Genomic DNA, 22425 nt, shown 5'->3' on the forward strand with positions numbered 1-22425 from the left:
AATGTTTAGAATGAGGCCAGCAATGAAACAGTTAAACTTCTGGCAAATGGGTAACTCGTTCCCCGCTCCATTTCTATGCTGGAGGTTCTGAAAATATCGTTCATAGTCAGAGCAGTACGGAGATTTTGGAAGCCAAACTTTTTGATCATTTCCCTTTTAAAATCATACGAAAGATAAATGGAACGTAATTCCATCAGATTATCTTTTTGAACAAATCTTGAGGATACATTTGTAATGGACAAATCAGCTATATTTTTAAAAAAAGTCTGGTCTCCAGGTTTAATCCATCGTTCGTTTAATACCCTGCTATCCACATTAAAACGTGGATCTGCATTCTCAATCCGGTCTACCAATGTTTGATTGTAGGTATATCCTCCGAAACGATAATAAAAGCTTAAGCTTAGCATAAAACTCTTGTAACCAATATTTGCAGAAACATTACCCTCGGCTTTAGGTGCCCCATCTGCAACAGGCATAATGTCTTTTACGTCCCAGTCATAGGTAATTGACCCATCTTTTTTCACAAAAATTTCTTTTCCGGTTTGAGGATCAATACCTAATGATCTAACTGCATATATAGAAGAGAGGGATTGGCCTTCATTATAGCGCAATAAAGGTGTAGATTGTGCTTTTTTATCAGGGTTCGTCTGATATTGGTCAATTTTATCATTTAAAGTTTTTAACGAATTGGAAAGTTTTACTAAAGTATTTACGTTATGTGCTAAATTTCCAGTAATGTTGATATTGAAATCCTGTGATCGATAAGCATTAGCAGTTAAATAAAGTTCATAGCCTTCGTTTGCCATATCGCCGAGGTTTTCCTTATATGTAGTAAACCCAGTTGATGGAGAAAGATCAATATCTGTAATTAAACCTTTGGTCAACTTATAATAGTAACGTGGAGATATTACAAAGCGGTCCTGAAACAGGCCTAAATCGATGCCAACATCATAAGTTTTTGTTTTTTGCCACTGCAGGTTGCTGTTGCCGTAACCTAATACTTGCGCACCCAAACCGGTAGAATACCAGTTTGATGGATCATATTGATAAATTGAGCGTGATAAATAGGCCGGAAATGATACCGAACCTACAATACCTGTACTGGCCTTTAATCTCAGCTGACTGATTACTTTAGAATCTGCAAGAAAAGCCTCACGATGCATATTCCAACCTATACCTGTTGACCAAAAAGGCGCAAAGCGTTTATTTGAGCCAAAGGCTGATGAACCTTCATAACGGAAGGAAGCATCTAAAAGATATTTATTTTTAAAGGAGTAATTGCCTGAAAAGAAAGCACCAGCCAATCGATTTTCTGAAACGTTGCCCCCTGGTGCCGAATTTTCCTTATAAATACGTGCGAAACCAATATTTGTAAAACGATCGTTAGAGAAACCTTGAGCTTCAACCAATTTATCATCACTTCTTGAGGTTACCACATTTGTACCCAAAACCAGATTGAAGTATTGATCTCCCACCTGTTTATTGTATCCCAAAGTAGCTTTCCCATCAACAGCCAAACGATCACTTTCTACAAGAGTATAAGATCCTTTATTATTCAATTTATCTGCTGCATACTCGAAAAACACATTACTTAAGGGCGAAACAAATTTATCACCAGTGGTTTTGCTCTTATTTAAACTAATCTGACTTTTGAAGGTTAAACTAGGGCTCAATTTCCAATCCACAGAAAAGGCATCAATAACTTCCAAATTTGATGATTTATCAAAGCTGGCTAAGTTACCTTCGTAAAGTGGATTAAATACGTATCTCGGTTTAATCTGTGGCCCGTTGTTACCGTCGTGTGTATCCACTTGCCAGGTGGCAAGTTCCTGAATCATATCTCCGTTTGCATTTGTTTTAGGATAGTAAGGATTCATACGTACATAGGTAGAAAAGTCGCCATATGGAGAGTTGTTACCATCTACCTGTGTAATGGTAACCTCGTTCCGGAAAAGCAACTTTGATGTTGGATTGTAAGTAAAGTTCATTCCTCCGCTATATCGGTTACGATCTGATTTCAACATTACTCCAGGAGTAGTTTCATAACGAAGATCTACCCCATATCTGAATTTCTGATCCCCCCCCTGTACATAAAGGGAATGTTTTTGCCGATAGGCATTCCTTAGTGCCTGCGATAACCAATAAGTATCTACCCCACTCGCTACATTTTTTAACCTGGCAAAATATTCTGCATCCAATTGATCTTGATTATAGCCCGCATTATTACTGGCATCATATAAGCCTGCTAATTTTTCGTAGTTAAGTTTATCGCTGGCGTTTAAAACATGATAGTCGGTTAAATCAGGAGCATTTACAGTAAGTTCATAGTTATAGGAAAGCTGTAATTTTCCGGCTACGGGTGCTTTAGTCGTAATAACGATTACTCCATTAGCGGCCCTAGATCCATAAACTGCCGTTGCGGCAGCATCTTTTAATAACGTTACCGATTCTATTCTATTAATATCAAGATCAGTTACCTTTTGCAGCGTAACTTCAAAACCATCCAACATAAAGGCCGGAAGATTGTAATTACTGGAAAGATTATTCCGATCTAGTATGTTTTCCGTATCCTCTATAGATGGAAGCGCAGTTGCACCCCTTACATTAATTTTTGGCAAAGCATTTGGATCTGAACCAAATAAATTATTATCCAAAACCTTGAATGATGGATCAAAACTCTGGATACTTTTCAATAAATTTTGTGGATTGTTTTTCTTTAAATCTTCGCCTTTGATAGTAATCGCATTACCGGTGTAATTATCCTTTTTAATGGTTTGATAACCCGTAACCACCACATCGTTCATCTGTGTTAATTTAGGGCTAAGCTTAATGTTAAACGTTTTACCGCTTATGACTTTTTCTTCTAATACATCGTAACCTACATAACTGAAAACCAAAATACTGCCTTCATCAACATTAACCTTAAACTCACCCTTATCGTTTGTTAGGCCAACACTTGCTCCATTTTTAACAGAAACATTTACACCAGGAATTGTTTCGCCAGTGGCTTTATCAGTAACTACACCCTTTACTTCAACTTTTACGGCTGCACGTACTGCAACAGCTGGTAAATTTTCCTTGCCGCTAATTACGATGGTTTTGTTTACGATATTGTAACTCAGGTTCTGATCCTTTAAAGTGGTATTAAGTGCTTCCACTAACGAAGCCTTAATCAGCTCAACAGTAACATCAGGTTTATCTTCCAAAACCTGGCCTTTGTAGAAAAAGAAATAACCCGTTTGCTTTTTAATCTCTTTGAAAACCTTTTTTAACGAAGTTTTTCTCCGGGATATGGTAACGGTTTGAGAAAAAGTGGCTGCCGACACATGTAAGGCACCAACAAGTAATAAGATTGTAGTCAATTTCATGACCAATAAAAATTTAATCTTTACCCTCCGCACTTCGCATGCGGGGTTGTAAAGGGTAGTTAATTTCATACCTTTGTAATGAATGAGGTTAAAAAATAGCAGCTGGGTTCGAAGCAAGCTGCTTGTCCAAATTTCTACCGGAAGCGTTGTCGCGCTTTCGGTTTGTATTAAAGGTATAATGCTAAATTTCTGGTAGTTTTTTCATCATAAAGTTTAGTTAGTTTGTAAATTGGTTGGTTGATTTTCTTGGCTGTTTATAGAAAAGCCCTTCTTATTTAATTTCCTGATACCGTAAGTACTTTGCCCTTTACCTCAATATGCACGTGGTTAAGCTCCAATATTTTAAAAACCTCGGCCAGGTTGCTATTCCTTGGTATCTCTCCCACATATTTTTCAGGCGCAATTTTGCCCTGGTAAACCACATCTACATCATACCAGCGCGAAATCTGACGCATAACACTCTGTAAATCATCATTATCGAACGAAAAAATATTATTTTTCCAGGCCATTTCCTTATCTGTATCCACTTGCGCATTAAGCGTTAACTTTGCGCTGTTTGGAAAAAATTGCGATTGCTCTCCAGGATGTAAATTTACTATACCTGTAGCCGCACTCACTTTTACCGCACCTTCTAATAAGGTAGTTTTTATGGTCGATTCATCCCCATAAGCGTTAATATTGAAATGTGTTCCTAGAACTTCTACCGTTTGTGCATCTGTTTTAACCCTGAAAGGACGTGTATGATCTTTTGAAACCTCGAAATATGCTTCACCACTTAACGATACCACCCTTTCGTTTTTAGCAAAGGCATAAGGATAAGTAAGTTTTGTGGCAGCATTAAGCCATACTTTTGTACCATCAGGCAAGGTTACCTCGTATTGCCCGCCACGAGGTGTGCTAATTGTATTTGCCCCTGCAGTGGATGCGTTTGGATTTTCTTTAATAATGTATTCGAGCTGACCATTTTTAGCCTTACGGATAATGATACCATTCTGATTGGCAATCTGACCATTTTTGGCATCGTCCAAATCAACAACAGTACCATCTGCCAGTGTTAACATAGCTTTTTGACCGCCAGGCTGAATATCTTTCAGTTCCGTTTTGGCCACTAAAGGCGCGTCCTTATGCTGAATGAAATAAAAAGTTCCAATAGCAAAGCATAAAACAATACTTGCTGCAATGGCAACATTTTTGAACGTAATTAACTTTAATGCCTTAGGGCGTGGATTTAAACTATTCCAAACTTCTGCTTTACTGTTTTCAATGGTTGTATGTGCCGGAGCAACAGCTTCATTACGCAGTTGGAGATACCAATCTTCTACCACAGCAATTTCTTCTGCTGTACAGTTGCCCATAAGATATTTATCTAAAAGCTTTTTTGCGTTTTTCTCCATTAAAAAAGAAATCTAGTTTGGTTGATTATTGTATATACGGCGAAGCCATAACGCTGGGGGTAGGCGAAAATCATTTTTATTTATAAATAATTTGATTTTACTCTTTTTTGTAGAAAAAACAGCACTATGATAAGGAAGTATTATAGCTATCGGTATGTTTTAAACAGTAAAGCAACGTAAACAACCAGTCCTAACCTGGTTTTAAGAATTCTCAATGCATTTTTAACCTGAGTTTTAACAGTTAACTCCGAAAGCCCTAATTGAATAGCAATTTCTTTATGCGATTTATTCTCTTTTCTACTTAAAATAAATATTTCGCGCATTTTTGGCGGTAAAGCATCAATTTCTTTCTCGATTAATAAAGCCATTTGTTTTTCGCGAACAAGATAATCCGTCAAAACATGGTCCTGATCGATATAATCCTGTAAAGAATCGACATATTTATTTTCTACCTTTTGATGGGCAAACACATCTAAAACCCTATTGCGGACGGCAGTATATAAATAGGCGGATAAATTACCGTCGGGTGCTACCTGCATGCGTTTTACCCAAAGCGACTCGAATAACTGATGGAGCACATCCTTCGCTTCTTCTTCGTCGTTTAACCGTTTGCTGGCATGAATAAAAAGAAGCCCATAAAAGCGGTTGTAGATTTCGGTAAATGCCAGTTCATCACCTTGAGTTAACAAGAATGCCAATTCGCTGTCAGAATATGAACTGTAAATACGCATAGGGATAACACAAAGATAATATAAATACAATCGGTTTCATTGCGTTATTTGGGGCTTATCTTACTTATATCTTGATATTTGCAAATTTCAATAAGAAATATGTAGAATATCCGGTGAAATAATTAAGTTCTACAGTTATTAGTGCTTTTGTAATTGGAATAAGTCTATAAATAACTAAACACAACATTGGTATGATAAAATTACAGCCTCCGTGTTGCGTAATTCGTATTCAAATTATCCAAAAAATCAGGAATTAAAACTTTTAATGAAAAATCAAAGATATTAATGCAAAAGAAATATCCTCAACTGTTAAAGCTGCGTTTATTCTTCATAAAACCATAGTGAAGCCGAGCGGCGAATACTCAAAGAATGAACCATTGGCTTTTCAATTTTTGCCAATATCCATATCTAAAAGGAGAGTATCAATTTAGATAGGAAAGCACATTAATTAGGTATTGATAGGTAGATGTTGAGCGAGCATTATTTATGTTAAGCTTAGCCTAACAGAGGTTTCGGTTAGATTATTTTGTTTATCTGTAAAACCGAAAGCGAATATCGCTTGCAAAAAACATTTTAAGAAATTGGTTACACAGATCGGTATATTTTCGTTATAAATCGGTTAAATTACCAGTTAGTAACTTAATTTAGTACCACAATATTGGTAGCCTGACAGCCAATATTACCTCTTTTAAGGTTAAAACGCACTTTTGTACCCACCAATAATAATGGTTTAAAAATTCCTTTCAGCTGTTGATTGTCGGCATAAACCATCTCTGCACCACTTTCAAGCTCTATAAACCCGAAGCCGCGTACGGGGTTATACCATTTAATAATTCCTGTATATTTCATAAGACACTTTTTTACATTAATTTAGCCAGGAAAATGAAATTTTGAAACTAATGAGGATAAAACGTACTATTTTCGTTATGAAAAGGTGTAATTTCGTTATGGATGCAAAAGAACGATTAGGAGATGATTAAGTGTATAGCCATTGATGACCAGTTAAGTTCTATAGCGGGACTTGAAAAATACATTGAAGAAACGCCAAATATGAGACTTGTAGGAAGCTATACAGATCCATTAACTGCATTAAGAGAATTGCAAAAAATAGAAACTGTGGATGTGATTTTTATGGATGTGCAGATGCCGCAAATTTCTGGTTTGGAGCTGGCAAAAGCAGTGAGATCAAAAACCCGGAAGCTAATATTCACAACTTCGCACCAGGAATATGCTTTTGAAGCATTTGAAGCTGAAGGAGATGCCTACCTGCTAAAACCTTATGGCTATGCCAAGTTTGCACTAACCCTTAACAGGCTTTTTGGCGAAGAAATGGAAAATGCTGAAGAGGATACCTTTTTCCTGGTAAAAAATAAAGCAGAAGACCATAAGGCGGTATTGGTGCGTTATGCGGACATTATCGCTTTCGAAAGTTTTCATAACTACATCAAAATCCACACAAAAGATAAAGTAATTATTGCTTACCTGAGTTTAAAAGATGTAAAAGAACAGCTTAGCATTAAAAAGGGATTTATACAATTACACAGGGCCTATATAATTGCAATTGAACACATTACACATATAGATGGAACACGAATAACATTATCAAACCAGACTACATTTTCTGTAGGGGATATTTATCACAACGATTTTCGTGATTTTATCTCAGAAAAACTCATTATCAGCAGCCGTAAAAAATAGCGGCTGCTGATAGTAATATTATTTGCAATGCTTTAGATTATAAATACCAGTTAATGAAGTTGTGGAGGTACCTGTAGGATCAGATGTAGTGGGATCAGATTTGATATCGAAATAAACATTTTTTTTAAATACAAATAGTGTTCTTTTAACAATCTTCTTAGCTCTCATATCATTTTTTTTTATGAAAACTAGAAGTGTAGAAGCGCTGTAACGTTATAGATTACATATATAGTAAAGAATTCTTTATGGATAGTTTAAACGCGAGGAAAAGCTCATTAGTAAACTGGCTAAGTAAATATAAAATACACCTGATTTCATGGTGTGTATTTATATTTTGGGAAACAATTATGGTTTTTGCTTTTGCTGGAGCTGTAGGAACGTTTAGTAATTACGTTATACATTATTCATTTAATATCTTTCTATTTTACGCACATACATGGTTGTTAGAAAAGGTAACAGCTTTCCCCAACAGTTCCTTATGGAAAATCCTACCTATTGTTGCACTTGAAATATGCATTTATATTGGATTGATTTTTGGAATTGACCACTTACTATATGTATATACTAATATATTAACAGGGACTCTTCCAACACTTACCGTTAGAATCTTTAAACTCCTTTATAGAAGTACATATTTTATGCTCTTTTCAACTGGTTACTTCTTCATAAAACGTTACTTAAACGAAAGAGCTGAAAAAGAACGTGTTGAAAAACAGCGTTTTAAAATGCTTATTGATAAAGAAAGAACCGATAAAGAACTTTTAATGTCTAAAAATGCTTTTTTGAAAGCACAGATCAATCCCCACCTTTTGTTTAACACCTTAGAATTTATTCACCAAAAAATAAGACAATATGATCCTGAGGATGCCCAGGTTATGGTTTATTTATCGGATATGATGCGTTTTGCCGCCAATACAGAGCATAATGATGGTTATATAAAATTAAGTGATGAGATAGCGCAATGCCAAAACCTGATAAAGCTTCATCAGCTCACCCAAGGTCAGGTTTTTATAGAAATGGCTTCCTCACCTGATGTACTGGATATCAAATTTATTCCATTGGTATTGTTAACGCTTCTGGAAAACATGTTTAAACATGGTAATTTGTTTGATAGTGATAATAAAGCCACTATCGATCTGTATATGGATAACGATACCTTAAAAATTGAAAGCAGGAATTTGCCTGCATCGGTAAAAAGCAAAGTGGGTTTTGGATCAGGTTTAGATAATATCAGAACAAGATTGAATTATACCTATGGTAACCAAGCAGAAATGAATACTTATGTTGATGAAGATGGTTTTTATACTTTAACAATAGCGATTAAAGAAAAAGCTTTACAGGAAGCATTCCCTACCAATATGGAAGCATTAACTTATTAATTCATTTTAAAAATAATTATACAAACCTGTCAATTGCAGGGGCTTTGGTTACCTCATAAAAACTGGATTTATTGAAGGAAGATACTTTGAAAACAATCTCTTCTTCCCTTCTGGCCAGCGCATGTATTCCTGGAATAAACCGTTGCTTAAAGCGTTTAATGCAAATATTTTCTTTGCAAATAACTTCATAGTTGTTTTTGCTTATAACGGTTACTTCCAAAACGTAATCCAGCCATTGTTTTTTAACTAAGCCGGGTAACCAACTAAACTGCTGCTTGCTGATGAAGTTACCCATACCGTTTATTGCCGCTTCAGAAACTTCGTTGCCCGCTATCTGCACCCAACAATTATCTACCCGATCAATAATACCAAGTACATTATTGCCGGAGAGCACCAGCCATGGATCTTCCATGCTGGCACGGATTAACTGATATAATGTATCTGCTAAACCTTCTTGTTTAAATACGTAATTAAGTTCGATCATATGTTTTTGTATCAGTTCGATATCGGGAGATTGTTGATGCGTACAAGTGTTTCGATAGTGCTGGCGAAACGTTTCATAGATATTGGTTTGCCAAGATAACATTCGAAGCTAGAATCGAGCATTCTAACCTCATGCTCTAAGTTTGATGAAGCATAAATCACAAAACGGGCCTTATCCCTTAAATGTTTTGATAATTCGGTACCTGCCATTCCATCCATATCAATATCTAAAAAAAGAAAATCGATCATTTCTCCTTTCCCTATTGTATTTAAAGCATCTAGCGGGTTATTAAATATACTGGTAACCTTTAAAAAGTCGATCTCTTTGATATAATCGTTCAAAGCCTCAATTGCATGCTGCTCATCATCAACTATAGAACAGTTGTAATACATATTTGTAAATTAAAATAGACTCTGCAAATCTTGCTAAAATCTATATCAATTACAATAGCTATGAAAAGAAAAGGTAATATTACGGTAATGGATGTCTTATTAAACCCAATAAAGTATTTGTGCAGATTTACTTTAGGTATTTATACTTAAAATTTACTTTAAAAAGGTTGCATTTATGGTGGATTTGATTTAAGTATTAAAATCCACTAACAGATCCTTCAGTTAAACCTATAAATTCTAGTATTGCAGGTAATAGCATTCCCAATTTAGCCTTACTAAAAAGTTTTTTCAGTTTAAATGTAACCACCGTACCAAACAGGAAAGAAATTAATTGTAAAATGCCAACCATTGCGGCTAACAGTTCATTGAGGGAAATTCTGTTTTTATGGGTGTTTAAGCCTTCGGCAATGTGTTCAATAAAGGGAAAAAGATTTTTATCTGTGGTGAAATATCCTGTTGGGGCTTCGCTATCTTCTATCATGGTGCCGCTAAACACATCATCAATGTTGATAGAATATGCTCCACCAGAGCTTGTAACATCTATAATTGAAATTTGATCGTTTTTTTTATTGTGGATTTCGAATGTAAAACTACTCATAGCATCGGGATCATATAAACGGTTTGAAATACAGGTACAAATAAAGTTATCCGCGTGATGTATTGCAGTTTATAAAAAACAGCTATTAGCGCTTGAATACGATAAACATTGTTTGTTCGCATTTTTGGTAATTAGGACGGGATAATAGACTTTATCAGGTTGACCTGATTGATGACAAAAATAGTTATTCTATTGGATTTGCGGAAATATTATCATTTTCGAAAACTTTAGCTAAAAAATTAGAATTTCAGAAAAAAGTACATTTTTTATTGGTTTACAGCTTCAGGAATTCATTCAAATTCAATATTTAAAATAAAAAAGAAGCATTTTAACGGTAAAGTGATTTTTAATGAATTATTATCGTAATTAAAGCACAGGGGATCCAAGCAAATTTAAAGTAACAATTTTGTTATAAACCGATTGATTTTTAATTTTTCACAAAATGCAGGGCTAAAAGTGAATATAATTAAGCCAAAAAATAGCACAGAAACTTGGTTATAAAGATTACTTATAATACCAACCATTTTAAACTGGTGTATATAAGTCATTCTAATTCAATACAATGCTGTTCATCCCGTTCAGCTGAAAATAATTTAAACTTCTTTAAAGGAATACTGTTCCCTAATAAGATCTACATTAATCGTTGCTAAAATTGTCCAATAGTTATCAACCTTAATCCTATTTATGATGTACTTAGCTCGCTATTTGTTGATTTTGTTTTTATTTCTGATCAGTCGAAATTTAAACGCACAAATAAATTCATCAGCGCCCTCGCTTCTAAACCAAAAATCTGTTCAGCTTAATGTGGGTACGCAAGGTATAGGTGCCGAGTTTGCTTATGGTATTTTACCTGAACTTTCCCTCCGTGGTGGATTTAATTTCATTCCTTTTAAAGCAAACGACGTTTTTAAAGTTTCGGGATTCAATTCTACTTCTAATTTATCTGCCGATTTCTATAATGTGCATGAACTAGCAGATTATGTTCCCATTAAGAAAGCAACCTGGTTTAGATTGGTCGGTGGTTTTGGTTATTTCTTTAAAGCAAAAGGCGACCTTCGGATAATCCCTTCTGATGATTACAAATACGGTGATCTGGTACTTACGGACGATCAGATTGGTTACGTTGATTTAAATGTGAACTGGAAAGGGATTGCCCCCTACCTTGGGGTAGCGTTTGCACACACTTTCCCGCAGAATAGGTTTAATGTTAATTTCGATCTGGGCACATACTACCTCAGTAAACCTAAAGCCGATATTACAGGTACAGGCTTGCTGGAAGGTAATTCATCTCAAACTCCGCAGTTTCAATCAAATATTAAAGATTACCGGTCGCTGCCCATCGTTCAGGTCAATTTCAGTTATAAACTATAAATGCTATGGATTATGTTTACAATCAAAAAACTGCAAATGGGGTTAATTATGTTAACATTAGCTGCCTGCACAAAGCCTACAGAAAACATTAAAATAGTTGTCGATACTGACGTAATAAAATATACCGCATTGATAAATGTCACCGATGGAGAAAATGGCAATCCTGCTCCTGCCAACGCTACAATCACACTTTCGGGTGCTGCTGCGCAAGACATTTACGAACTTTCGGGTAATAAAGAAATTAAACTCAGCTCGGGAATCGTAACTATTGGCCTTCGACCTACCATTGCCCCTACGGCCGATCAACCCATTAATGTTAACGTAGAAATTAATGCGCCAGGTTATAATAAAGAAGCGCGGCAGGTTATTTTTAAAGCAGAGAACAAACAGCAGGTGGTAAATATTCAGCTTACAAAAATTGGCTCAACCACGCCTCCAATTGTAACGCCACCGCCACCAGTGTATAATAATGTAGCACTCACTTTCACCGGCAGATGCCCAAACCGTACAGATTTGGAAATTAGACCGAGTGTTTATGTATACTTTAAAAAATCGGGGAGCAATGCTGCTTTTCAATACCTGGGCTATATGGATAAAGGAAAAATTAGCACAAATTTACTTGAACAGAACGGAACATATGAATTTCAGATTGTATATGGTGCCGAAACTTATAGGGTAACGCAAAAGATAGACCAGACAAATTATAATTTAACAATTGATATGCCTGCAGCCTGCAACTTTTAATAAATTAAATTGAAACTGCAAAAAAAAGCCGTTCAGATTCGAAATCTGAACGGCTCTTTATTTATATCCTCAATCTTACAATGCAGCATGTGCATCTCTCAATGCTTTAATTGCATCATGACTGGCATTAATTCCTTCTTGTTGTTTCAACAATACAGTTCTGATTGCTTCGCCAAGCTCATTCTCCTGAAGTGCATCACGGTAGGCTTTTTTAATGGCATCTTCACCACGTTCACATTCAGCTAAAATACTGTGTCTGTCGTCGCCACCAAAGCTTGCCTTAATATCGATCCATGCACGGTGTAAGCTGCCTAAGATGGTGTTGCCTGTATCAGGGTTTTCACCGTTTCGTCCTACCAAACCGGCAAGTTCGGTTACATTAGCCCTACTATCAGATGAAAACTTATCAAAAGTTGCTTTTAAATCAATATTTACATCTTTTAAATCTGCACTTGCTTTATCAAAGCCATCTGCTCTATCATTGTTAATTTGAATCAGGTCGTTAAGTACCTCTACTGTTTTTTCTTGATTTTCCATAATATATATTGTAGATAATTTAAAGTAACAACAGCAAATTGAACAGATAGTTTAAGTTATTTTACAACCAAATTTATTTTAAATTATTGAATGGAAATTCGCGGAGACATCGCAAAAAAAACGTGTAAAAAGAGAAAGCCCCATATTACTATGAGGCTATATAATTATGTTTTATAAGCATCCACCGATAAAACTAACCAAACAAACTACATACTAAACGCAACTGGTTTTAAATTGTTTTAAAAAATCATACAAAATTTTTTATTTATTATAATGGCAGCTTTCCAAGGATAATGATTCAAACGAGAACAGAAATCGGCGAGGTTGTAAGAAATATATAAGGCGCGCAAAAACTATAAATAATTAATTATCAATTATTTACATAAATTAACAACAACTTTTGTGTAAAACACCGTGTTTGTTGATAAATCATTTAAAACATTTGCCTGTGTTATCAGATTGTATAGAGCATTAAACTATCAATATGAAAAACACGAATACTCAAATTAGTACAGACTTAGAAAAGTTTATCGAAAAATTCGAGCCTAATAAATTTAAGTTATTGGCGCGCGGAATTGAAATAAGAGGCAATAATGATGTACACCGCAGTATCACTTTTGCTAAAGAACTGATTGAACGTATGAAATTAAAGTTAACGGTTCATCATTCTGCAGAAATGGCCATGTATGGCGGTTTTGAAGTGGTAAACAGCTAAACAAGATTTTTTTACCAGAAGTTGAACATCTGGATTTATTAATTTGATTTTCATATCCACTGGATAACAATTTAATGTTATTCAGTGGATATAGAATAATGTTTAACCTGTCGAGTTATTTTCGGGGCAATTAAACAACCAACTATTCGCCATTTGCATCACCACTCAGTAAACTGCTCATGTAATCAAAAAATGGCCTCATATCTTTAAATCCCTTTCCCATTTGATGCACAAAATCATCTTTTGATACCGTTTCGTCATCAAATCTTTTAATCAGTAGAAATTGCTTAAAGCGTAAAAGATCGATAGCTGGATGTTCGGCTTCGAAACCTTTTGGTGTTGTTTTTAATTGCTCACCTCCTAAATTGCCGAAGGCATCCATAAAGCTTTTACTATTTAAAATATCGCGCAGCGGCTGATCATCAAAAGCAATGTCATCCCTTATTAACTTTAAATCAGCCGGAGATGGCCCCCAGAATCCGCCACCAATAAAACTGTTTCCTTTTTCAATATGGAAGTAATAGCCTCCACGCCTACTTTTACCTGCACGTTTAAAACTTCCGCTCCAATGTGTTTTGTAAGGTGTTTTATCTGAAGAAAATCTGGTATCGCGGTAAATGCGGTACAAACTCTTTTTGCCCGAAGGCGTTTCAATTACATCGTGCAGATTGAGTGCTGCTAGTAATCCTGAAGCAAAATTTTCGATGTGGGCCTGTTCTGCCTGATATTCGGATTTATGTGCATTAAACCAATCGCGGTTATTGTTACTTTTCAGTTTCTCCAAAAAACCGATACATGAGGGATATATTTTTATAGGCGTTGCAGGCATTGATTTTTTGTTGAATTTACAAAATATTTAATTTCAAAGATAAGGTTTTCCATTCCTCAATTATTCACATTCAATTATTCAAAATCAATAATTTTTCCCTCGTATAAATACCCTATTTAAGCTTATCTGATAAAAAAACCAGTTATGGGTAAACCAAATTTAACTTGTTTTGTTGCTCCTTCAAGTGATCATATTGGAGTTAAAGTATATTACACAATAGATCTGGCATACCAAATTGATAGTTAAGATCTTAAACATTAAAAAACAATGAATCAAAATGAATTCAGCTTAGCGGCAAATTCTCATGCAACAGCACTTCATTCGCATGCCATGCAGTTTACAAAAGATCCCGACGAGGCTAAAGATCTGGTACAGGATACGTTGCTAAAAGGCATCCGTTTCTGTCATAATTTCGATCAGGGTACAAATATTAAAGGCTGGCTTTATGTAATTATGCGCAATACTTTTATCAATAACTACCGTTCGAACAAAAAACGCAGTGAAACGGTTACTACGGAGGAAGAAATTTCCAGTGCACATTTGCTAAAAAGTTCCACCCGGAATGCTGCCGAATCCGGTTTTGTGATCAACGATATTCAACGGGCACTTAATAGCGTAGTACCCGCGCTTAGTATTCCATTTCAAAGGTATTTTGAAGGCTATAAATACCATGAAATTGCCGAAGAACTTGATTTGCCGTTGGGGACAGTAAAAACACGCATTCACCAGGCCCGACTGGAACTTAAGAAATATTTGAAAAATTACCGTGGAAACTATCAGCTTTAAGCAAACGGGTTAGTTCTTAAAATTATCCATTACAACCCGTTTTTGCATTTATAGATTTTACATTTCTAAAAAGCTTAACAAATAGCCTGCATTAATCAATGTGGGCTATTTAAGTAATCAACAAGAGCATGGATATTACTCTCGCAAGAATTTTGCCCTCCAATTCAGCTTAAAAGATGGATATTGCAATTCAAGTATTATACCTTAGTTAATAATTCATTCATTTTCAATCGAAAATCATATTTTTAGTGTTCTAAACACTCCTGTTATGATGAAAAACTGGTTGAGCAATAATTCTATACATTTCCTTATTGTATTTTTACTTTTTGTTGTTTGCTTTCTCTTTTTTAGTCCATCTTTTATGGGTAAAACATTAGGACAAAATGATGTAACCCGGGCACAATCTACCCAAACCGAAATTAACCACTACAAAGAAAAAGGAGAAACCATTTTATGGACGAATCAAATCCATGCGGGTATGCCCACCTTTCAGATATGGGCACCCTACCCGGCAAATATTACAACTTGGATTGTTAAAGTAATTAGCTATGCCATGCCTGCCCCGACGGGAATTTTTATGGTATTGCTGCTCGGCACCTACTTGCTTTTCTGTGTGCTAAAAGTCAATCCATGGCTATCTTTCGCCGGAGCGCTTGCATTTGGCTTTTCATCTTACAACATTATACTTATCGGTGCCGGCCACTCCAGCCAAATCTTCGCCATCGCATTTTTTGCCCCCGTTTTAGCAGGGGTTCTTCTAATTTTTAAACGATCATACTTTAAGGGTGCAATTTTATTGAGCACCTTTCTCGCTATGGAAATTAGGGCAAACCATATCCAAATGACTTATTATCTAATGATGGCAATATTGCTGTTCGTATTGGTTGAATGTTATAAAGCTTTTATTGATAAATCGATTCCATTATTCCTAAAATCAGTGGGATTTTCAGCCGCGGCTACCCTGTTGGCCATATTGGTAAATACATCTTCTTTATGGAGCACTTATGAGTATGGAAAAGAAACCATCAGGGGTACTTCGGAGCTGAGTAGTACAAGCACTAAAAAAACAACCGGATTGCCCAGAGATTATGCATATGAATGGAGCCAGGGTATTGGCGAATGCATTACTTTCTTAATTCCAAATGCGTATGGCGGAAGTTCCCGACCGAATACAAATCCGGAGTCTAACCTTATTAAATCACTCAGAACCTTAGGAGCTGATGAAAATCAGGCATTAGGCATTGCCCAAAGTATGCCGGCACTTTATTGGGGCGAAAAACCTTTTACTGAAGGCTCTTTTTATTTTGGTGCAATCATTGTTTTCTTCTTTGTACTAGGCCTTTTCATTGTTAAATCCAGTATTAAATGGTGGCTGTTATCAGTTGTTATTTTTACCATGCTACTTTCTTTTGGCAAAAATTGGCCATTTTTATCCGATCTGTTTTTTTACCATATACCTTTATATAACAAATTCAGGGCGGTAGAATCTATCCTTGCTGTGGCTGGCCTATGTTTCCCGATGCTGGCGATATTAAGCCTGCAAGAAGTAATGAATACCAGCGATAAAAAAATATTGCTAAAGAAAATATTTCCGGCTTTATACATAACAGCTGGTTTTACATTATTGATTGCCCTAGTGCCTACCCTCTTTTTATCATTTAAGAGTGCCAACCATAATGAAATGCTTAATCAGATTGCTACAGCATTTAAAATTGGGGCACCCGAAGCCAATACAATCGGAAATGCACTAGTTGAAGACCGTAAATGGCTAGCACAAAGCGATGCCATTAGATCATTGGCTTACATTATAGGGGCCTTTGCATTGCTGTGGTTATACCTTAAAGATAAAATAAACCCGGTATTTTTTCCAATTGCTATAGCATTGATTATGTTAACGGACCTTTACACGGTTGATAAGCGGTACGTAAATAAAGAAAGTTTTGTGGTAAAATCCATTACCAATACCCCTGAGCCTAGAACTGTTGATTTAGAAATATGGAAAGATAGCGACTTGAATTATAAGGTTATCGATTTAACCAAAGACATTTTAAGTGATGCAACCACACCGTATTTTCACAAATCGATAGGTGGTTATTCTGCAGCAAGGCTAAAAAAATTCAACGAAATTGTAGAAATACAATTTAAAAAAGGTGTTAATCTTAATATTCTGGGCATGTTGAATACCAAGTATATAATTACAGCCGATTCTGCACAACAGCTTAAGGTAATGGCCAATCCAAAAGCCTGCGGCAACGCCTGGTTTGTGAACCATATTACTTTTGTAAAAAACGCTGATGCAGAAATGGATGCACTAAGTACGCTAGTGCCACAAACAGATGTAATTATCAATGAAAAATACAAAAGCCTCATCACCCAGGAAACCCCTAACAATGAGCTGCCTGCCGGACAGATTAAGATGACCAGTTATTCGCCTGATACACTTGTTTATGAAAGCACTGCACCAAAGGCCAATACCGCTGTTTTTTCGGAAGTATACTATAATAAAGGTTGGAAAATGTTTATAGATGGTGTTGAAAAGCCTTATTTTAGCGTAAACTATATTTTAAGAGGTGCACAAATTGCTGCCGGAAAGCATAAAATCGAATTTATTTTCCATCCAAACGCTTATTATGTTGGAGAAAAAATCTCATTCGCAGCATCTTTTATACTTGTGTTGTTAATTGGCACCGGAATTTATCTAAACTTCAAAAAGCGATCAACATTGAGTTAAATCATTGCAACCCATTAAAGTAAAGGATTGCCCATCAATGCATTATAAAACAAAAATGATATCAAAAAAAAGTAAATCACCGAAAACAGCACAGCTGATCGGGCTGTTTTAACTTTTGTTAACCAAACAAACAGCGGAACAACCTGTAAAGCATGCAGTCCCATAAAATGGGCAATGCGTAAATCGCCGGCAACCTTACTCCAGTTGAGCAGTGGTATCCCCACTCCTCCATCTGCTGCCCCAACGGTATGAGCCAAGCGGGAAGCCATAATACCACCTTCCATAGCGAAAACGGCAGTCATGATTATGCCTAAACGGATGCTCCACAGTAAAGCCGGATTTATGGCAACAGCCTTTACTTTAAAAAACGTTAAGCCAATTAATAAGGCGAAAAGCGTTTGCGAAACAATTACAATACCCATGGTACCAAACACTAGAGCATTGTAAGTACTTGTAATGTTGTAATGAGATAACTCTCCTCTTGCAGCCTGGGTAGCAATGGCAATCATTTCGAAACACATGGCAAACACTGTAAAGTTAGCGAAGTATTTTTTTAACCGTTCAAAAGGAAAATATTGTAAAAAGAGTGGCCAGGTTAGGCAATATATGGCGATAGAAATTGCAAATTTAATGGGTTTAATCCAGAGATTGATGCCCATTAACTGCCTGTGATCAAATAAGGCAATAAGCAACATCAGCAGAAATAAAATTAAATGACCTAAACCGCAATAATATAAAGCAGGACTACCAATCTTGATCCGCGTGAAAAGATTTTTCATGTTATTATTTTGTTTTTTTAATAATTTGATAAAGCAGGTAACCGCAGGGGCCAAACATGAAAGTGAGGAGTAAACAAGGAATGACCAGCCAATGGGAAATTTTTTTATCATTTGCCGATTTTATAATGGAAAAACCAATCAAGAGGTCGAAAGCGAGGTAATGTACCCAGCCTGCTAGTAAAAGTTGATCATTTGCAAAAAGTGTACGTACTTCCTTTAGAGAGCCAAATCCGCCACCTTCAATGTTAAAGAAGCCTATAATATAAATGCTATAAATTATAGCGAGCACTAAAGGTATAACTGCAAAACGAACGAGCCATACGGTTACCTTCCATTTTGGAGCAAAGATTAATAACAACCATTGCAAGGCAGCAAGCGCACTGGCAATAGAGAAAACCTGTGGTGTATCCATATGATTTAAAAAGATTCAGATGTTTTAATAGCACAAAGCTGCCGATAATCATTTGGGTTAAAGATGATATTGCGTTAATAAACACAACGAAATCGTTAACATAGGTGAAGATTAAACCGCAATAATGTTTTACAGCAAGAACATTAAGGTATTGATCTGTGGGAAGCGTTTAAAGGAGGTAGTATAGCTTTAATTAACCAAATAAGTATGCATTTAGAAACCATTAACCAACTTAAAACTACTTTTTGGTCAATTTCGCCCTAATCCTGCTCAGGCTTTGTGGTTGAATGCCCAAATACGAAGCAATTAAATGTTGGGGCAATCTATCTAAAATATGCGGGTTAGTATCAATAAGGTTAAGATAACGGTTTTCAGCAGATTGCGCCATGAGGTTACGTTTGCTCTTTGCGGTTTCAATAAATAAATTTTCGGCTATAATCCGTCCAAAACGCTCAAAGCGCTGACTATGCAAATAAAGTGACTGCATATCAGCAAAGCTTAAAGTAAATACTTCACAATCTTCCAAGGCCTCAATAAAAAAATCGGAAGGTGTTTGAAGTAAAAAACTTTCATAATCGCCAATCCATTCCCCCTCAAAGGCAAAACCTAAGGTTTGGTCGCCTTTTTCATTACGTGTAAAAACCCGCATGCCGCCTTTGTAAACAATTACCATGCTTTTGCAAACCTGACCATCTTTTAGGTAGAAGCTGTGCTTCTTTAAACTTAAAGGTTTAAGGCGTTGCATAAATAAAAAAAGCTCTTCTTCGGTAAAATCGACCAGTTTACTTAACGATTGCGTAATAATTTCGTACATGCTGAAATGGGTATCGAAGGGCAAATTTAGTACAATATTTTAAGGTTTTACCGCAATATATCATGCTATCAGATAATAGGTAAAACAAATGATTGACAGCTCGCTTAAAAAAAATCTCAGCCATTATTTTTTTTTAGAAAAGTATCTTAAAATTATTCCAGTGGGTTTAATTTCTAGTTTGTTTATATCTCATAATAGCTTAAATCTTACACTGATCCAATATTTCAGCCTTCCAACTTCTTTTATTAAATTTGCACCAATGATTTTATACAAAACCAACGAAGAAGTAGAACTGATGCAAATCAGTGCACTACTTGTGAGCGATACACTAGCAGAAATAGCCAAAATATTAAAACCAGGCATTACCACTTTGGCGATTGACAAACTGGCCAATGAATATATACTTGATCATGGTGCAGTTCCTTCTTTTTTTAATTTTAACGGTTTTCCTTTTCACATCATTACGTCCGTAAATGATGTTGTGGTGCATGGATTTCCGACAAAAGATGAGTTGAAAGACGGTGATATTATTTCTGTTGATGTTGGCACAATCAAAAATGGTTTTCATGGCGATCACGCTTATACATTCATAATTGGTGAGGTTTCTAAAGAGGTTTTAAATCTTGTTAAAACCACTAAAGAATCTTTGTTTTTAGGCATTAAAGAAGCCGTAGTTGGGAAACGCATCGGAGATATCGGTGCGGCAATCCAAATGCATAACGAAAAACAAGGTTATGGCGTTGTTCGTGATTTGGTTGGACATGGCTTGGGTAAGGATATGCACGAAGATCCACAGGTACCAAACTACGGTCGCAAAGGCAACGGTTTGCTGCTAAGAGAAAATTTAGTTCTGGCCATAGAACCCATGATTAATATGGGTAAAAAAGATGTTTTTCTGGATGAAGATGGCTGGACCATCAGAACGGCTGATGGAAGTCCATCAGTACATTTCGAACATGATGTTTGCGTTAAAAAAGGTGAAGCACTTATTCTATCAGATTATGCACCAATTGAGGCCGCAGAAAAGCAGAACAGCAATTTGAATACTTCATATTATTAATTGGATATAGCCACAACACAAATTGTGGCTTTTTTTTGCCCACTTTCCAATAATAACGGAATAATACGCAGAAATTCAATTGTAATAGATCTATACACTACGCTTTGCTTCAGTGATGTCTATTTTTTTTGAAATTTGTCAGTCTGAGCGGAGTCGAAGACCCATATTAACTTATTTTCTATATAATTTATAATGAATCGCCTTAATTCAGCAGCAAACGCAATTCATTTTGCTCTTCAGGTTCCAGTTCAATCAATCCATTAAACATTTCCAACAGTTGGCTATGTTGACCCGAGCGCAGCAGCAGATCAATCAACCGTACCAATGTCTTTTTTTGGTCGGTATTTAAGCTACTGAACAGCTTTGGTTCTATTTCGTATAATGCCTTTATTAAATTAACCAATGGTTCCTTATGTTGTGCTGTTTCCGTTGGAGATGAATAAGCTGGAAATATGGCATCCTGATCATAACTTTCTATCAAACGGCTGGCGTATTCTTTTAAAAACGGCTTTCTCTTATGTTTCAGGTATTCGGTAAGCTCTTTAATCAGGAACCGATATTCAGGAGAAGATTTTGCAGCACCAAATATGGCTACCTGACCTTCATTTTCGAAACTCTTAAAATCAAAATCACGAAAGAAATCACTATCAATATAAATGCTGTGAAAATAATCATCGCTCTTTTTGTTAAGCGTAGTATAATCTTTATATATCTCCTCGCCTCCCGCTAAAAAATAGTATTTGGATAACTCTCGATGCAGGTTTTCTTTCCAATGAACGTACTTCACCTTAAATGTAACCGCAGAATCGGGATAAAAAAGATTAAATTCTTCTAAAATTTTAACGTTGCTGCTAAAATCCAATGCCTCGCCATTTACAATAATTGCGTAGTTTTTGTGTTTGTTAAGCTCAATAAACCAACAAAATTCGTTGATCAAAAATGGAAGCACGGTTTCTTCAACATCTTGCACGCTGATTTTCAAGTTACTAAAAGCAACAGTTGTACCTGTTTCGCCAATAGCATGAGTTGTCTCGGTAAAATCATGACTGTAACTGTTCAATCCACCAGTACTGATTTTTATTTCGCCTTGCTGGTAGCCCTGCTCTGTTTTGTAAGAGGTTCGCCAAACGGCATCATGCGCGAAAGTAAAAAAGGTAAGCCGGCCAACGCCATTACGTCCATGCATTTTTGAAGTATGCTTTGGCGCAACAATTTGAATCGATTTTTCGGATTCAAAAAAGGGATCGAACTTTTGTTGTAAGCGTTCGAAGTTAATTCCATAACCATTATCAGCAACACTAAGGCTTTCTAAAAGGCCAAGCGGATTGGCAACATAATCTATCCTGATGGTATCTGCATTGGCATCAAAGCCATTCCAGATATATTCAGCGATAGCTTGTTTTTCATTGTAGTTTTTAAGTACCTTTTGAATTCCTTTGGATGTAATGTTAACCTTTACCGACATGATGCTAATTTAATTAGCAAATATATCATATTATTTTTATCCTAAAAGTTAGCGTAGAAATAAGTTTTAAACATCCTCAATGTAGAATTTATTGTTATAAATACTTGATTAGGTCAATTAAAATGTTGGCATACAATC

22 protein-coding genes are annotated in these 22425 nt (G+C 35.9%); 8 read left to right on the top strand and 14 right to left on the bottom strand.

What is annotated here, in order from left to right; all coding sequences use genetic code 11:
* Nucleotides 1-5: 5 nt before the first annotated feature.
* The 4 genes from ASE74_RS13235 to ASE74_RS13250 all read right to left on the bottom strand — a co-directional run bounded on the left by ASE74_RS13235 (nucleotide 6) and on the right by ASE74_RS13250 (nucleotide 6342).
* Entirely contained in the window at nucleotides 6-3368 is a 3363-nt protein-coding gene (locus ASE74_RS13235; RefSeq protein WP_235526086.1) for a SusC/RagA family TonB-linked outer membrane protein, read from the bottom strand.
* Between the two features lie 275 nt (nucleotides 3369-3643).
* Nucleotides 3644-4762, bottom strand: a complete 1119-nt coding sequence (locus ASE74_RS13240; RefSeq protein WP_055909861.1) for a FecR family protein — start codon at nucleotides 4760-4762, stop codon at nucleotides 3644-3646.
* 146 nt (nucleotides 4763-4908) lie between these two features.
* The gene (locus ASE74_RS13245) at nucleotides 4909-5493 is read right to left on the bottom strand and encodes an RNA polymerase sigma-70 factor (protein WP_055909864.1); all 585 of its coding nucleotides are present in this window, start codon (nucleotides 5491-5493) and stop codon (nucleotides 4909-4911) included.
* Nucleotides 5494-6132: 639 nt separating this feature from the next.
* Complete coding sequence (locus tag ASE74_RS13250) at nucleotides 6133-6342, bottom strand: cold-shock protein (RefSeq protein WP_055909867.1); 210 nt, start codon at nucleotides 6340-6342, stop codon at nucleotides 6133-6135.
* 123 nt (nucleotides 6343-6465) lie between these two features.
* Between ASE74_RS13250 and ASE74_RS13255 the strand changes: the two genes are divergently transcribed.
* The gene (locus ASE74_RS13255; protein WP_055909870.1) at nucleotides 6466-7191 is read left to right on the top strand and encodes a LytTR family DNA-binding domain-containing protein; all 726 of its coding nucleotides are present in this window, start codon (nucleotides 6466-6468) and stop codon (nucleotides 7189-7191) included.
* An 18-nt stretch (nucleotides 7192-7209) separates the two neighbouring features.
* Here the strand turns inward: ASE74_RS13255 and ASE74_RS24735 are convergent, their stop codons facing one another.
* Nucleotides 7210-7359 (bottom strand): hypothetical protein, encoded by a 150-nt coding sequence (locus tag ASE74_RS24735; protein ID WP_157255423.1) that lies wholly within the window; start codon nucleotides 7357-7359, stop codon nucleotides 7210-7212.
* 77 nt (nucleotides 7360-7436) lie between these two features.
* On the opposite strand from ASE74_RS24735, the gene ASE74_RS13260 reads away from it, so the two are divergent.
* Nucleotides 7437-8570, top strand: coding sequence for a sensor histidine kinase (locus tag ASE74_RS13260; protein ID WP_055909871.1), 1134 nt, complete (start codon nucleotides 7437-7439; stop codon nucleotides 8568-8570).
* A 16-nt stretch (nucleotides 8571-8586) separates the two neighbouring features.
* On the opposite strand, the gene ASE74_RS13265 is transcribed toward ASE74_RS13260, so the two are convergent.
* The 3 genes from ASE74_RS13265 to ASE74_RS13275 all read right to left on the bottom strand — a co-directional run bounded on the left by ASE74_RS13265 (nucleotide 8587) and on the right by ASE74_RS13275 (nucleotide 10044).
* Nucleotides 8587-9054: a hypothetical protein gene (locus tag ASE74_RS13265; protein ID WP_055909874.1), complete on the bottom strand. Its 468-nt coding sequence runs from the start codon at nucleotides 9052-9054 to the stop codon at nucleotides 8587-8589.
* Between the two features lie 11 nt (nucleotides 9055-9065).
* Entirely contained in the window at nucleotides 9066-9446 is a 381-nt protein-coding gene (locus ASE74_RS13270; RefSeq protein ID WP_055909877.1) for a LytTR family DNA-binding domain-containing protein, read from the bottom strand.
* A gap of 196 nt (nucleotides 9447-9642) precedes the next feature.
* Nucleotides 9643-10044: a hypothetical protein gene (locus tag ASE74_RS13275; protein ID WP_055909879.1), complete on the bottom strand. Its 402-nt coding sequence runs from the start codon at nucleotides 10042-10044 to the stop codon at nucleotides 9643-9645.
* Between the two features lie 684 nt (nucleotides 10045-10728).
* Here ASE74_RS13275 and ASE74_RS13280 point away from each other — a divergent pair.
* Both ASE74_RS13280 and ASE74_RS13285 read left to right on the top strand, forming a co-directional pair.
* The gene (locus tag ASE74_RS13280; protein WP_235526088.1) at nucleotides 10729-11415 is read left to right on the top strand and encodes a hypothetical protein; all 687 of its coding nucleotides are present in this window, start codon (nucleotides 10729-10731) and stop codon (nucleotides 11413-11415) included.
* A gap of 12 nt (nucleotides 11416-11427) precedes the next feature.
* Complete coding sequence (locus tag ASE74_RS13285; protein WP_157255424.1) at nucleotides 11428-12159, top strand: hypothetical protein; 732 nt, start codon at nucleotides 11428-11430, stop codon at nucleotides 12157-12159.
* Nucleotides 12160-12234: 75 nt separating this feature from the next.
* Here the strand turns inward: ASE74_RS13285 and ASE74_RS13290 are convergent, their stop codons facing one another.
* The gene (locus ASE74_RS13290; RefSeq protein ID WP_055909888.1) at nucleotides 12235-12696 is read right to left on the bottom strand and encodes a PA2169 family four-helix-bundle protein; all 462 of its coding nucleotides are present in this window, start codon (nucleotides 12694-12696) and stop codon (nucleotides 12235-12237) included.
* Between the two features lie 484 nt (nucleotides 12697-13180).
* Here ASE74_RS13290 and ASE74_RS13295 point away from each other — a divergent pair, with 484 nt between their 5' ends.
* Nucleotides 13181-13411 (top strand): hypothetical protein, encoded by a 231-nt coding sequence (locus ASE74_RS13295; protein ID WP_055909890.1) that lies wholly within the window; start codon nucleotides 13181-13183, stop codon nucleotides 13409-13411.
* A gap of 142 nt (nucleotides 13412-13553) precedes the next feature.
* Here the strand turns inward: ASE74_RS13295 and ASE74_RS13300 are convergent, their stop codons facing one another.
* Entirely contained in the window at nucleotides 13554-14240 is a 687-nt protein-coding gene (locus tag ASE74_RS13300) for a DUF2461 domain-containing protein (protein WP_055909893.1), read from the bottom strand.
* A gap of 267 nt (nucleotides 14241-14507) precedes the next feature.
* Between ASE74_RS13300 and ASE74_RS13305 the strand changes: the two genes are divergently transcribed.
* Together ASE74_RS13305 and ASE74_RS13310 are read left to right on the top strand one after the other, a co-directional pair.
* On the top strand, nucleotides 14508-15026 hold the full coding sequence (locus ASE74_RS13305) for a sigma-70 family RNA polymerase sigma factor (RefSeq protein WP_055909896.1): 519 nt from the start codon (nucleotides 14508-14510) through the stop codon (nucleotides 15024-15026).
* Between the two features lie 268 nt (nucleotides 15027-15294).
* Entirely contained in the window at nucleotides 15295-17757 is a 2463-nt protein-coding gene (locus ASE74_RS13310) for a YfhO family protein (protein WP_235526090.1), read from the top strand.
* A 14-nt stretch (nucleotides 17758-17771) separates the two neighbouring features.
* Here the strand turns inward: ASE74_RS13310 and ASE74_RS13315 are convergent, their stop codons facing one another.
* From ASE74_RS13315 to ASE74_RS13325, 3 genes are all read right to left on the bottom strand, one after another.
* Entirely contained in the window at nucleotides 17772-18536 is a 765-nt protein-coding gene (locus tag ASE74_RS13315; protein ID WP_055909901.1) for a hypothetical protein, read from the bottom strand.
* 4 nt (nucleotides 18537-18540) lie between these two features.
* Complete coding sequence (locus ASE74_RS13320; protein WP_055909904.1) at nucleotides 18541-18948, bottom strand: ABA4-like family protein; 408 nt, start codon at nucleotides 18946-18948, stop codon at nucleotides 18541-18543.
* 238 nt (nucleotides 18949-19186) lie between these two features.
* Nucleotides 19187-19762 (bottom strand): Crp/Fnr family transcriptional regulator, encoded by a 576-nt coding sequence (locus ASE74_RS13325; protein WP_055909908.1) that lies wholly within the window; start codon nucleotides 19760-19762, stop codon nucleotides 19187-19189.
* 259 nt (nucleotides 19763-20021) lie between these two features.
* On the opposite strand from ASE74_RS13325, the gene map reads away from it, so the two are divergent.
* The gene (gene map, locus ASE74_RS13330) at nucleotides 20022-20822 is read left to right on the top strand and encodes a type I methionyl aminopeptidase (RefSeq protein WP_055909986.1); all 801 of its coding nucleotides are present in this window, start codon (nucleotides 20022-20024) and stop codon (nucleotides 20820-20822) included.
* 202 nt (nucleotides 20823-21024) lie between these two features.
* Here map and ASE74_RS13335 read toward each other — a convergent pair whose 3' ends face one another.
* Nucleotides 21025-22287 (bottom strand): ATP-binding protein, encoded by a 1263-nt coding sequence (locus tag ASE74_RS13335; RefSeq protein ID WP_055909911.1) that lies wholly within the window; start codon nucleotides 22285-22287, stop codon nucleotides 21025-21027.
* Nucleotides 22288-22425: the final 138 nt, after the last annotated feature.

It is taken from the genome of Pedobacter sp. Leaf216, assembly GCF_001421515.1.
In the GTDB taxonomy this organism is placed as follows: Bacteria; Bacteroidota; Bacteroidia; order Sphingobacteriales; family Sphingobacteriaceae; genus Pedobacter.